8 protein-coding genes and 1 pseudogene are annotated in these 13,741 nt (G+C 64.0%); 7 read left to right on the top strand and 2 right to left on the bottom strand.

Going from position 1 to position 13,741, the window contains the following annotated elements:
• Nucleotides 1–77 precede the first annotated feature (77 nt).
• On the bottom strand, nt 78–3,215 hold the full coding sequence (locus tag CKW39_RS04270; protein ID WP_095796903.1) for a hypothetical protein: 3,138 nt from the start codon (nt 3,213–3,215) through the stop codon (nt 78–80).
• A 151-nt stretch (nt 3,216–3,366) separates the two neighbouring features.
• Between CKW39_RS04270 and CKW39_RS04275 the strand changes: the two genes are divergently transcribed.
• The 7 genes and pseudogenes from CKW39_RS04275 to purU all read left to right on the top strand — a co-directional run bounded on the left by CKW39_RS04275 (nt 3,367) and on the right by purU (nt 12,717).
• Nucleotides 3,367–6,360 (top strand): DEAD/DEAH box helicase, encoded by a 2,994-nt coding sequence (locus CKW39_RS04275; RefSeq protein ID WP_095796904.1) that lies wholly within the window; start codon nt 3,367–3,369, stop codon nt 6,358–6,360.
• Between the two features lie 156 nt (nt 6,361–6,516).
• Entirely contained in the window at nt 6,517–7,062 is a 546-nt protein-coding gene (locus CKW39_RS04280) for a hypothetical protein (RefSeq protein ID WP_129700378.1), read from the top strand.
• Between the two features lie 189 nt (nt 7,063–7,251).
• A pseudogene (locus CKW39_RS15685) lies at nt 7,252–7,989 on the top strand (benzoate/H(+) symporter BenE family transporter); the annotation flags it as partial.
• 31 nt (nt 7,990–8,020) lie between these two features.
• A complete protein-coding gene (locus CKW39_RS15690) occupies nt 8,021–8,377 on the top strand; it encodes a benzoate/H(+) symporter BenE family transporter (protein WP_238663088.1) in 357 nt (118 codons plus the stop codon).
• Nucleotides 8,378–8,501: 124 nt separating this feature from the next.
• On the top strand, nt 8,502–9,671 hold the full coding sequence (locus CKW39_RS04290; RefSeq protein WP_095796906.1) for a VIT1/CCC1 transporter family protein: 1,170 nt from the start codon (nt 8,502–8,504) through the stop codon (nt 9,669–9,671).
• A gap of 785 nt (nt 9,672–10,456) precedes the next feature.
• The gene (locus tag CKW39_RS04295) at nt 10,457–11,677 is read left to right on the top strand and encodes an IS110 family transposase (RefSeq protein ID WP_143469929.1); all 1,221 of its coding nucleotides are present in this window, start codon (nt 10,457–10,459) and stop codon (nt 11,675–11,677) included.
• A 167-nt stretch (nt 11,678–11,844) separates the two neighbouring features.
• On the top strand, nt 11,845–12,717 hold the full coding sequence (gene purU / locus CKW39_RS04300) for a formyltetrahydrofolate deformylase (protein WP_095796907.1): 873 nt from the start codon (nt 11,845–11,847) through the stop codon (nt 12,715–12,717).
• A 103-nt stretch (nt 12,718–12,820) separates the two neighbouring features.
• Here purU and sucD read toward each other — a convergent pair whose 3' ends face one another.
• Entirely contained in the window at nt 12,821–13,738 is a 918-nt protein-coding gene (gene sucD, locus CKW39_RS04305) for a succinate--CoA ligase subunit alpha (protein WP_095796908.1), read from the bottom strand.
• Nucleotides 13,739–13,741: the final 3 nt, after the last annotated feature.

Raw genomic sequence — 13,741 nt, forward strand, 5'->3', positions numbered from 1 at the left:
GAATTCGAAACGGAAAGCGCCGCCCGGACGGGCATTTCTACCCGGCCGAGCGGCGCAATCATCCTCCGTGGTTTGGGCTAGGCCAGCAGCTTGGCCACCAGGGCGCTCGCGAATTCGTCGGAGATGTCCCCGTAGTTCAGGGAGAAGTCCTCGTCCACCTTGGTCGGCAGCAAACCCGAGCACAGCACCGCAGCGCGGGCGTAGAGTCCGGGCAGTTCGGCGCCAATCGGCACCGACAGCAACTGCAGCTCGGAGTCGTGGCTGACCAAAGGTGTCCCGCAATCACGCGCGGCCAGGTGCTTACCCAGAGCCGACGAGACCGGACGCGCGTGGCCCGAAGCGACGTCGGCCTCGGTGCGGTAGGCGTAGCGGGTGCGGTGGTGGTGATTGATGCGGAACAATCCCGCCTGGTTGCGGTCCTCCGTGGCCTGCCACGTGGCATCCTCGGGCACGAAGTGCTCTGCCACGCCGTTGTACTGCATCTCGATCAGCGGCAGGGAATCCACCACCGAGGACAGCGGGGGCAGGGTGTCGAGCATGATGGGTCCGGCCTCGTAGACCACGTCGCACATACCCTCGGGGAGGTTGTCCCGCAGGGCATCCAGGTCCACGTCCTGCAGCAGCGTGGTCGCGTGGTCCTCCGGCGAGAGCACCACGACCTCGGCACCGAGGGCCTCAGCCGCCACAGTAACGGTTTCTTCCTGCTCTGCGCGCCACCCGCCGGTGAGCAGAACGGAGCCGTCCACCAACTGGGTCAGCGCGGGCGAACACACCTGCCAACGGCGCACCGTCCAGTTGCCGTCGCGGATGACCTCCAGGAATCCCAGGGCCTGCAGGTGGCCCACGAACCATTCCTCGAACCGCTCGGAATCCTCGGACTGACGGGCGATGATCGACAGACTGCCCCGCTTGCCACCACCCAAGAACGTCAGGGCGTCCTTGAGAGGCGCCCACGACTCGGGATAGTCGCTGTAATCGGGGCCGATGAACTGCAGCGATTCCACCGAACCGGTCTGACCCACGGCGGAGAGCTTGGTGAGTCGACCGGGATAGCGCTTGGTCAACCCGCAGTGGCGGCAGCGGCCGAAAATCCACGGTGCCTTTGCCTTGGGGTCCATGGGCGGCAGAATCACCTTGTGCTTGCCGGTGATCAGACAGGACGCGCCCTCCGGGGCGGGCAGCTCGTTACTGCGCTCGGGGAACATGAGTCCCTCGGCAGAATGCCAACCCGCAACCTCCGGGACCTCGACGTTCAGCGACTCGGGATCCAGTTCAACGGAGTCCATGTTGTCGAAAGAACCCTGCACGTACTCGTCCGGCAGTTCGTCCAACGTGGTGGACGTGACGGGCCACAAGGGCTCCTGCGCCACGTGCACCATTTCGCCCTCGTAACCTAGTGAGCGCTGGGTGATGTAGAAGGAGCTGTCACGGACCCGGAATTCCAGTCGCTGTTTCACCGTGCGACCGGCCTTGAGAACCAGCGTGTAATCGTTGGGCTTAAGCGTCTTGTTGTCCCGCATCAGGTCCGAGCCCTCCAGGCTCACCTGGAACGGTGGCACCCTGGGCGCGGAGAGCTTGGTGGACATCAGCTTGAACGAGTGGGGGTTGCGCCATTCGCATTCCAACGACAACGGGTCGTCCGAATCTGAGGTCACCGTGATCTGCGGCGGGCGCAGCGCCGAGAACCGGTCCACGTCACCCGGGATTCGCAGGCCACCGGACAGTGTTACGGCCGGCACCAGTCGGGGGACGAGCCCCGAGAAGTTGTCGTTGACCGTGAGCATGGGATCACCGGCGCGCAGCACCTGAACGTCGTCGAACAGGACCCAGTCCTCCGGCAGACCGTTCTCGCCGGGACCGACGATGCGGTAATCCGGGGACGCCGAGTCGTCCAGGATCGCCTTGATCTGCTCAACCCACTCGGGCTTGTTCTGCACCATGATGCGGCTGGGCCACGCCGCGGGAATGTGGTCCACCGAGATGAACGTGTCCGAATAAGCGTCTTTGGCGAACACCACGACCGGCCGCGGGTTACGGGTGATGGCGGTATCCCCGTTGCTGAGCTCAAGCTCACCGGAGAGCAGTGTTTCGCTGGACATCCGCGAGTTGTACGCGGAAATCCCCAGGTAGGCGTCCCCGATGTAGGACAGGAACATGGTGCGGGGTCCGGCCTCGGTGGCCAGCTCGACCTCACGCCCGGAGATCAGACGCTTGGGCACCACGAATCCGAGTTCGAAGATCGGGTTGCCAACGTAGTCCGTGCCGTCCGTCATCGACAGGCTGACGCTACGTGGGCCCAGGTGACGAGACGCTCGCCGTTCGGTGGCAACCGCGATGGTGGCGTCGTCGTCGCGGGAAGATTCCCACGCACCCAACTGGGCGAGCGCGACCTGCAGGCCTGCGTCGCGGGTGAGCGGGTTGGACCAGATCCGGCGCATCCCCTTGGACACGTCCGTGTCCGCGATGTCGAGCCAAAAGTCTACGTAGATGCCCAGCTCCTGCGCGCTCATTCCCTGCGCCGTGGTCAGTTCGAGGTCCTCGAACATGCGGTGCAGCTGACGCAGCTCGGCCTCGCCGAACATCGTCTGCGACAGTGCGAGACCCACCGGGCGGTGGTTCACGGCGTACGCGGAGGGCAGACCGACCTGACCGTCGAACAGTTCCAGCCAGTAACGCAGGGCGTCCCAGTACATCTCGGAATCCTTGCGGACGGCCGTTTCGAGTGCCTTCGCGTTGTCCTGACCGGCCTGCAAAAGCACGGCCAACGGTAGGTAGAACGCCGACACCGACTTGTTTCCCGTGCGCGCGGCCAGCGCGGACATGTGTCGTCCGGCCAGCGAGAACAGGGCCAGCAGGGCCACCACGGGCGGCGGGCCGATCCTGTTGAGATCGTTGAGCTGACGCCGCGATGCGCGGTACCAGGCTTCCGTTAGCTTGTTGAACGCGTCGAACATGGAACGGCGAGATCCGTCGGCCACCAGCAATGGTGTGACGGAATCGGCCATCGCCCGCAATGCGGAGGGCCCGTCCAAGCCGAATTCCGCGCCGATCTTCTCGAGGGTTTTGTCGTCCAGGTCCAAGTGGACCAGTTCACCGGATGCCTGTGTGCCAAAGAAAGCCCTGGCCACAGCGTCGTTCCAGCGTAGATACTCAACTTCTTGGGGTCCCGATGCAATGGCGTGGTCTCCCGTGTGGAGCCCGGCGGCGTCTGCCACAAATCCTCCGTCTGCGCCCTACGGCGCCGTGAAAATAAATCAGGTTCGTCTTGATTATAGGTTTCCGACGCCGCTGCGGGACGCCCGTGTGACAGTCGCCCTCACCACACGTGGACTTTGCGTGTCGCCCGAGGGCGGTACGGTAATTGGCATGGATGGTGACGTACATTTCGCGAGCGCTCGGCCCACTGGGCTCACAACCGACTGGCGTAGCGAACTGTCCCGCATTGTCCCCGGCTCCGACCACGATCGCGTGGTGACGGACCCGGAGAACGGCCCCTCGGTCGCGCTGGAACTGAACCTGTCCCGTGTCCAACACCGCGGCCCTCGGGCCTGGCAGCAGGACCAGAACGCCGTGCCGGTCACCCTGACCGCCCGGCCGGTGCTGCGCGGCCAACGCTCCGGATGGATCCACACCGGCATCGACTGGGGGAATCTGGCCAACCACGCCAGGTCGGGGCGGCTCAGCGAGGACCAGCTCGACTGGTTCGAGGAACTGCGAGCGCTCTCCGAATCCCACCGGGGTTCCTATGCCGTGGACCGCCATCAGTTGCACATGGAGCGCTACACCTCTCCCCTGCTGTGGCCCATTCTGAATCGGGCCGAGTCACTCGGCATTCCTCTCGTGTCCCAGGGCACCGGCCAACCGGTCCAGGTTGGCCCCGCCGGGCGGTTCGAGGTCAGCGTCAGCTCGGACGAGAACGGCGCCCTCAAGCTGTATCCGCACCTGGTCATGGGCGATAGCGAGGTCCCGTTGCACTGGACCCGGATCATCGGACAACCGGGGCACGGTTTGTTCTTCCCCGAGGCCCAGCCCCCCGAACTCGAGCTGGCGGACGACCTCAACCAGTTCCCGTTGCACATGGTCCCGCTGGCCACGCGCTTGAATCAACAGCAACGATCGTTCCTGGACCGCGCGGAAGAACTGACTATTCCACGGGACGGGGTGGACGAGTTCTTCGAACGGTACTTCCCGCGATTGCACCAGAGCATGGACGTCACCGCCAAGGACGGTTCCCTCGAATTACCCCAGGTGGCCGACCCGGAAATGGTGTTGACCGTCCACCACGACGACCTCACCGAGCGTGTGGAGTGGGAGTGGGAGTATCAGAAGGGGCGCGAACGGATCCGGTTGCCGTTCCGACCGCTGAATCCGCTCGCTGACGAACCCGTGAACCGCGAGTCCCGCTGGGAGTCCTCGGTGGTGCAAGCCGTGCATAGGAGGATCCCGGACCTGGACTTCAAGCGCAGCTCCTACGCCGCTGCGGATGCACTGCGCTTCATCCGGGTGTGGCTCCCCCTGCTGCGTAAGGTCCCGGACCTGCGCATCGAGGAGAGTGGCGGGCTTCCCGCGTACCAGGAAGTGACCCGCGCGCCGGAAATCACCGTGTCCACCGCACCCACGGAACACCGTGACTGGTTCGGACTGGGCGTCACCATCAAGGTGGGCGAACACTACGTACCGTTTTCGGACATCTTCCAGGCCCTGGACGTGGGCCAAGACGTCATGCTCATGCCTGACGGTTCCTACTTCCCGCTGGACCGCCCCGAATTCTTGCGACTCAAACAGCTCATCGCCGAGGCCCGCTCGCTCCAGGAGGACAAGAACGCGCCGTTGTCGCTGAACCGGTACCAGGCCGGGTTGTGGGAACAGTTCGAGGACATCGCCACCGACACTCAGCAGGCCGAACAGTGGCGCAACGGCGTGCGAGCACTGGCGAACCTGCAGGAGATCCCCGCGCCCGCGAAGCCCGAGTCTCTGCAGGCCAACCTTCGTCCGTACCAGTACGAGGGTTACCGCTGGCTGAGTTTCCTGTGGGATCACTCCCTGGGCGGCATCCTGGCGGACGACATGGGCCTGGGTAAGACCGTCCAGACGATTGCCGCGATCCTCCGAGCTCACGAGCTGGACCCCGAGCTACCACCTTTCCTCGTGGTGGCGCCCACGTCCGTGGTGGCCAACTGGACGTCCGAGCTGAAGCGATTCGCGCCGTCTTTGACCATCGAGACCATGAACTCCACGCGCCAGCACTTGCCCGAGACGGCCAGCGGCGCTCACGTTGTGCTTACCTCCTACACTCTGCTCCGGCTGGAGGCCGATCTCTACCAGTCCCTCCCCTGGGCCGGCGTGATCATGGATGAGGCCCAGTTCGTCAAGAATCCGCGCACCAAGGCCTACCGGGCGGTCAAAGATCTCTCCGCCCGGTTCAAACTGGCCATCACCGGCACCCCCATGGAGAACAACCTCTCCGAGTTGTGGTCCCTGTTCTCCCTGACGGCTCCGGGCCTGTTCCCGTCCAAGAAGAAGTTCACGGAGCACTATCAGACGCCCATTGAACGCGCACAGGACCCCGATGTTCTGTCACGGCTGCGCTCGAGAATTCGACCGTTCATGCTCCGCCGCACCAAGGACGACGTCGACCTGCAGCTTCCCCCCAAGCTCGAGCACACCCAGCACGTGGGTCTGAATCAAGCTCACCGCACCGCCTACGACCGGCGCCTGCAGCGGGAGCGGGCCAAGATTCTGGGTCTGCTGCAGAACTTCGACCGGAACCGGTTCACGATCTTCCAGTCGCTGACCACGCTGCGCATGCTCGCGCTGGACCCCGCCCTCGTGGATCCGGAGTCCACGGCGTCCTCATCCAAACTCGACGCACTGTTCGAACAGCTACCCCAGATCGTGGCCGAGGGCCACCGCCCGCTGGTGTTCAGCCAGTTCACGAGCTTCCTGAAACTGGTTGCCGCGCGATTGGACGAGGCCAAGATCCCGTACAGCTACCTGGACGGTTCCACGCGGGATCGCGCGGGAGCACTCGACAAGTTCCGCAGTGGCCGAGCGCCCGTGTTCCTGGTGAGCCTGAAGGCCGGTGGCTTCGGTATCAACCTAACCGAGGCCGACTATTGCTACCTGTTGGATCCGTGGTGGAACCCCGCCACGGAGAACCAGGCCGTGGACCGAACGCACCGCATCGGACAGTCCAAGAAGGTCATGGTGTACCGGATGGTGGCTGAGAACACCATTGAGGAAAAGGTCATGGAACTCAAGCAGCGCAAGGCCGATCTGTTCGCCGCGGTGCTCGACGACGACCGCGCGTTCTCCTCCGCCATCACCGCCAACGACATTCGTTCTCTCCTGTCACCCTGATTCGTGCGCGGGCAGTGGAGTCATAATCGCGCGGGGTATCGACCGGGCACACGTGGATAGTTACCGTAAGCATCAGCGGCACACCTTGCTGCGAATGATCCTCAAGGATTGTTCTCCCTGATCGGCCGCCGTTTTCTTGCGTTCGGAGTGAAATTCATGTGCCCCACCGTCAACCCGGAGACGCCAGTCCCCGGGGGCCGTCACAGACTCGAGCGGGCCGGCATCGGTGTGGTTGACATCACGGAACCATGCCATTCGGCCGCCGAGTGGGAGAAACTCCAGGCGCTGTTCGCCGGAGCCATTGTCGACCTCCTGTGGAACGATTTCCTCGTCCTCGAATACGACGGCGCCCCCGCTGGTTCTGACACGCCGGCCGCCTGGGTCCGCACCGGCCCAGGCGGCGCCGAATGCGCCGTCAGCTCGGCGCACCAGCTACCGCCGGAGGAGTGGCCCCACCGCACCGAATACTTCGAGAACGCCGGCTGGAACCTTCCGTTGGCCCCGGATCAGCCGTGGACTTCTGGACCGCACGAACCCGAAGAGGCCGCCCACCGCGTATTGACCGCGCTGCGCGACGGTCGCTCGTGCGACGATCCGTACGCCTTCCACTGGGGTACGGGCAGCTTCCCCGTCCCCGAGGGGCGCACCGGCACGTTGACCGTGATCGATCCTGAGCAGTGCCCCACCGACACTGATATGTAATTCAGATTAAGTCACGCAGCATTCATATTTCCCTCACTGTGATTTTCCCCATATGGTGAGCTGAGCCCAGCACACCACCTCACCAGCGGGAGAACCGTGAGCACCTCAACCCGGCCGTCGCAGAACGCCCCGAAGTATTCGCTCGGGAAGGACTGGTCCCTGTCAGCGACCCTCGCTGGGTTCGTGGCTGTGGTCGTCTCCTACGCGGGTCCGCTCCTCGTGGTGCTGGAGGCCGCTCGAGCGGCGGGACTGAACTCCGAACAAACTGCCTCGTGGGTGTGGGCGATTTCCGTGGGGTCGGGAATTACCTGCGTGCTGTGCAGCTGGTGGTTCAGACAACCGGTCATGGTCGCATGGTCGATCCCGGGTGCCGCTCTACTGATCACATCGCTGGGCAACTTCTCGTTCTCGGACGCCATCGGCGCCTACATCGTCACCGCCGTGTTGGGCCTGATTCTGGGCGTCACCGGGTGGTTCAGCAAGATTCTGGACGCGATTCCCAAGCCCATCACGGCCGCCGTGCTCGCCGGCGTGCTTCTGCCTTTCTCCATTCAGGTGGCACCGTCCGTCGTCGAGAACCCCGCCCCCGCAGGCGCACTGGTCATCGGCTACCTGCTGGGCAAGCGCTTCATTCCCCGCTACGCCGTGTTCGTCGCGATGGGGTTGGGTGTCCTGGTGGCCTGGCTGACCGGAGCCATCAACGCCGTCTCCCCCGACTTCGGATTGACGGTGCCGGAGTTCACCATGCCCACGTTCTCGTGGGCCGCGATCGCCGGAATTTCCATCCCTCTGCTCATCGTGACCGCGGCCGGCCAGAACGCTCCGGGCCTGGCCATGATGAAGACCGCGGATTTCCCGCCCAACGACCGTGCGCTCCTGGGCGCGAGTGGGATCGCCTCCATCCTGTTCGCGCCGTTCGGATCGCACGCGCTGAACCTCGCCGCGGTCACCGCGGGTATTGCCACGAGCCCCGAGGCCCACCCCGAAACATCGACGCCGCTACGTCGCCGGCATTGCGTGCGGTGCCTTCTACATCCTGTTCGGCGCCTTCGCCTCAACGATCGTCACTCTGTTCTCCGCGATCCCGCCCGGACTCATTTCCGCACTGGCGGGCGTCGCACTGCTCGGGGCGCTTCAGGGCTCCATGTTCGACTCCATGCACCAGGGTGATCACCAACCCGCGGTGATCGAGGCCGCCCTGATCACTCTGGTCGTCACGGTGTCCGGCATCCAGCCGTTCGGCATCGTGTCCGCCTTCTGGGGCATTCTGGTGGGCGTGGCCGCCTTCGCGATCCTGCGGCGTCGTCCGCGCTGACCACGCAGCCTACGTGGCCCGAATGAGGCCCACGTGCGAACCGCGACCCAGATTTCGGTCGCGGTTGGCTTGTTTTCGGATTCCCGAAACCCGGAATCGAGGCAGCGGCGTAAGATCTTGCCCCATGGGATTTTCAGAATCACCCCATTCCGACCACACGCCGTCCACCGAACCCACATCCGCACAAATCCGCCGTTGGCGCCATTATCTGGCCGACGAATTGGCGGAGGCGGCGATCTACCAGCACCTTGCGGATCGGGCATCCGGCCAGCAAGGTGAGATTCTGCACCAGGTCGCCGTGGCCGAGGGCCGTCACGCGGAGCACTGGCGGAGGCTCCTGGGTCCGTACGCTGACAAACCCGGGCGACCGTCACTGCGCGCCAGTGCGCTCATGTTCCTCGCCAAGCACTTTGGCACGGTCTTCGTTCTCGCGCTGTTGCAGCGGGCAGAATCCCGGTCCCCGTACCGTGAGGACCCGGACGCCTCGGAGGCGATGGCCGCGGACGAGGCCGTCCACGAGGAGATCATTCGGGCCCTGGCCACCGACGGCCGCACCAGGTTGTCCGGCAACTTCCGCGCAGCGGTCTTCGGCGCGAACGACGGGTTGGTCTCCAACTTGGCCCTCATCATGGGCATTGGTGCCACGGGTGTGTCCAGTTCGATCGTCATGGTCTCGGGCATTGCGGGCCTGCTGGCCGGTGCGCTGTCCATGGGTGCGGGCGAGTTCGTCTCCGTCCGCTCACAACGCGAACTCCTGGATGCCTCGCGCCCCACGCAGGTGACCCTCGAGGTCGCCCCGGAACTCGATCTCGACGCCAACGAGTTGACCCTGATCTATCGGGCCAGGGGCATGACCGAGGAAGCCGCGGAACACCGCGCTGCCGAGCGGCTCGGCCACTTCGAGTGCGACTGTGACCCGTCCTTGTCCTTCCAGGACGCCAAGGCGCGCGCCGCGCTCAGCCGCGACCAGAATGTCGAATACGACGACCCGAGGGGATCTGACGACAACCAAGCTCTCGGCACGGACCTGGGAGCGGCCGCTTCGAGTTTCTGTTTTTTCGCATCCGGCGCGATCATTCCCATCCTCCCGTATTTCTTCGGCCTGGGCGGAGGCATGGCGTTGCTCGTGGGCATGTTCCTCGTGGGCCTTGCACTGCTGTTCACCGGTGGCTGCGTGGGTCTGCTCTCCGGTGCATCTCCCCTCAAGCGAGGACTGCGACAGCTGGCCATCGGCTACGGGGCAGCCATCGCGACGTACCTCCTGGGGATGGCTTTTAATACCACCGTTGCATAATGAGGTTTGGTCGACAGGGGTCTGTGCCGGTGGTTTACGAAACGCAAGCTTCCGAACTCGCGCGTTGCATTAAACGACCCAACATGACTTGTCCCCACTTTGGCCCACAAATTACGCGAATGTAATATGCATATTCATGTTCTGATCTGCAGCAACTCTCCTATCCTCGGGCGAGGACTGACATTGGCCCTAGCCCGCGAATGGTTACGACTTGGTAACAAGTCCATTCCAAACAATTCACCGGTGGGGTAGAACGTACGCGTTCACTGCACAGATCGATCGGCAGGTTACTGGTGACCGCATATTTCCGATATTCTTTGACCTGTGGTTCTCGAAACCACCACAACGGGAGACTTCGCACGGGATAAATCACCACACTTGCACTGGGGGGTGCTTTGTGGCTGATGCCCTGCGTTGATAGCCGCTCAGCCCACGGCTTCATCCCGTTGAGGCGTTTACGCCTGCCGGTGGCTGCTGGTTCTCTAACAGAGGCGCACCTCTCCCCGCGCCGGACGGGCTCCTACCGTCCGCTCTGGTGGCCACCGGTTGTAACCGCCCCGTTACCTTTTTCATGACGCCGGTGTCCGGGAGGATGAAGGCGTAGGTAACCAGCCGGCCCCGGCATGATGTCCGCCCCCAGTCGCTTATGATCCGGGGGGTGTAGTCACCGGGGTCGGTACTGGTTCACACGGACCGCTAATAGAAGCACGACCCGTCAGGCGGGACTTTGTAACGTGGATGCGGGCGAGTGAACCACCTGGTCACCTCACCTCCACCCCTGCGTGATGAAGAAGGTGACCACCATGGAACATCAGCTCTACCTCGGGATCGACGTCGGCAAGACCGCCCACCATGCCACCGGTTTGAGCGCTGAGGGCACTGTCGTGCACGATAAATCCCTCCCGCAATCCGAACCCAAGATCCGTGAGCTCCTCCAGGACCTAGCCGCTACTCACGGGCCTGTGCTGGTGGTTGTGGATCAACCCAAGACCATCGGTGCCCTGGTGATCGCGGTGGCCCAGGATCTGGGCATCGAGGTGGCTTACCTGCCCGGGCTGACCATGCGCCGGGTCGCGGACCTGCACCCGGGGCAAGCGAAAACCGATGCCCGGGATGCGTTCATCATCGCCAACACCGCCCGCACCATGGCCCACACCCTGCGTGGGATTACCCTGACCGAGGAAGACATCGCCGAACTGTCAATGTTGTGTGGGTTCGATGATGACCTCGCCTCCCAGATCACCCAAGTCCGCAACCGGCTGCGCGGGTTCCTCACTCAGATCCACCCCGCCCTGGAACGCGTGCTGGGCCCGCGACTGGCCCACCCAGGGGTGATCGCCCTTTTGGCCCGACACTCTTCCCCGGCCCGATTGAAGACCGCTGGCCGCGGCCATGTACGAGCTCTACTGAAGAAGCACGCGCCCCGGTTGGCGGAGAAACTCACCGAGGAGATCTTCACCGCCCTGGCCGAACAAACCGTGATAGTCACGGGCACCTCGGCGGCGGAGAAGATCATCGGGCGCCTGGCCGACCAGCTCGCGCAACTGGGCGCCCAGCGGGTGGAGATCGAGACCGAGATCCTCACGGTGGTCGATGCGCACCCTCTCACCCAGGTCCTGACCTCAATGCCCGGGGTAGGGGTCAGGACAGCAGCACGGCTGCTCACCGAAGTCGTGGGCAAGGACTTCAAAGACGCCGGACACCTGGCTTCCTACGCCGGGATCGCACCCGTGACACGCAGGTCCGGGACCTCGATCCGCGGGGAATCACCCTCCCGGCGGGGCAACAAGGTCCTCAAACGGGCTTTGTTCCTCTCCGCCTTCGCCTCGCTGAGTGCTAGCCCCGCTTCACGGGCCTATTACGATCGAAAACGGGCCGAGGGTAAACGCCACAACCAAGCTGTGATCGCACTGGCCAGACGACGAACCAATGTGCTCTACGCCATGTTGCGCGACGGATCTTTCTACCAAGAACCCACCCCACCGACCGTGGCCCTAGCCGCTTGACGAAAACCATAGAAGCACCCCCGTGCGGCACACGCTCGCCGCGCATCAATCGCGAGATATCGCTCTCACGGACATCGTCCGCATGGCTTGGGGACCGGACTCACCGATAGGATCGTCTACGGCCCTCTCACGTGCCGTTGTCACTGTTGTCCTAGGAGATCCCACTGATGTTCGCCCCGCTGTCCACACCCGATGAACACATCTTGACCGTCCACTGCCCCGAGGCTTACGGATTGGTCAGCGCTGTGGCGTCGAACCTCACGAATCAGGGCTGCGACATCTTCGACGTCAAGCATTTCTCCGACCGTCACAACAGTGAGTTCTTCATCCGGTGCCACACCATGAGTGACCCGGGAACGGTCACCACGGAATCTCTCATCGAGGGGTTCCAACCCGTCGCCGATCGACACCGCATGCGATTCCGTCTGGTCAATGCACGGAAGAAGACCCGCGTACTGATCATGGTCTCCAAGGTTTCGCATTGCCTCGCGGACCTGCTGCACCGGCAGCGGGTCAACTCGCTGCCCATCGAGATCGTGGCCGTGGTGTCCAACCACACCGATCTCCAGCCGCTCGTGGACTTCTACGGCATTCCGTTCCACCATGTCCCGGTCACCAAGGACACCAAGCCCCAGGCGGAGGCCGAGCTGTTGGAGCTCGTGGATCACTACGACACCGAGCTGGTCGTGCTTGCCCGCTACATGCAGATCCTCTCGGACGATCTCACGCGCGCCCTGTCCGGCAAGTGCATCAACATCCACCACTCGTTCCTGCCCTCGTTCAAGGGTGCCAAGCCGTACCACCAGGCCTACGACCGCGGCGTGAAAATGGTGGGCGCCACCGCGCACTACGTCACCTCTGATTTGGACGAGGGTCCCATCATTGCCCAGCGGGTCATCCCCGTGGACCACGCGCACACCCCCAGTGACCTGGTGGCCGTTGGCTCCGACGCCGAGACCCAGGCACTGTCGCGAGCCGTCAAATGGCATGCGGAGGGCCGCGTGGTGATCTCCGGCAACCGCACCATCGTGCTCGCCTGACCCAGGCCCCCAAAGTCTCCGCATAAACGCCGACGCCGCTCCCCCACCAAGGTGGGCGAGCGGCGTCGTTGTGTGCGGGCCGGGTCAACCGGCCGCGCGCCGCTTACTTGCCTTCGAAGATCTCGCGCATGAGCTGGGCGGTCTCAGAGGGAGTCTTGCCCACCTTCACGCCGGCAGCCTCGAGTGCTTCCTTCTTGGCCTGAGCGGTTCCGGAGGAGCCGGAGACGATGGCGCCCGCGTGGCCCATGGTCTTGCCCTCGGGAGCCGTGAAGCCAGCAACGTAGCCGACGACCGGCTTGGTCACGTTGGCCTTGATGAAGTCAGCGGCGCGCTCCTCTGCGTCGCCACCGATCTCACCGATCATCACGATGGCCTCGGTTTCCGGATCCGCCTCGAAGGCTTCCAGAGCGTCGATGTGCGTGGTACCGATGACCGGGTCACCGCCGATACCGATGGCGGTGGTGAAGCCCAGGTCACGCAGCTCGTACATCATCTGGTAGGTCAGGGTGCCGGACTTGGAGACCAGGCCCAGCTTGCCCTTACCGGTGATATTGGCCGGGGTGATGCCCAGCAGGGACTCCTCGGGGGAGATGATGCCGGGGCAGTTGGGGCCGATGATGCGGGACTTGGGCTTGCCGTCCGCGCCGGTGTTCGCCTTGGCGTGGGCCCAGAACTCAGCAGAGTCCTGAACCGGGATGCCCTCGGTGATCACCACGATGAGCGGGACCTCGGCATCAATGGCCTCAATCACGGCGTCCTTGCAGAAGGCCGGCGGCACGAACACGATGGACGCGTTCGCACCGGTCTCGGACACTGCTTCGGTGACGGAACCGAAAACGGGCAGCTCTACGTCCTGGCCGTCCTTGTCCTTGTGGTTCACCGTGGTGCCGGCCTTACGGGCGTTGACACCGCCGAGCACCTGGGTGCCGGCTGCGAGCATACGGGCGGTGTGCTTGGTGCCTTCGCCGCCGGTGATGCCCTGAACGATGACCTTGGAGTCTTTGTTCAAAAAGATCGACATGTC

Source organism: Kocuria sp. WRN011 (assembly GCF_002295155.1).
In the GTDB taxonomy this organism is placed as follows: Bacteria; Actinomycetota; Actinomycetes; order Actinomycetales; family Micrococcaceae; genus Kocuria; species Kocuria carniphila.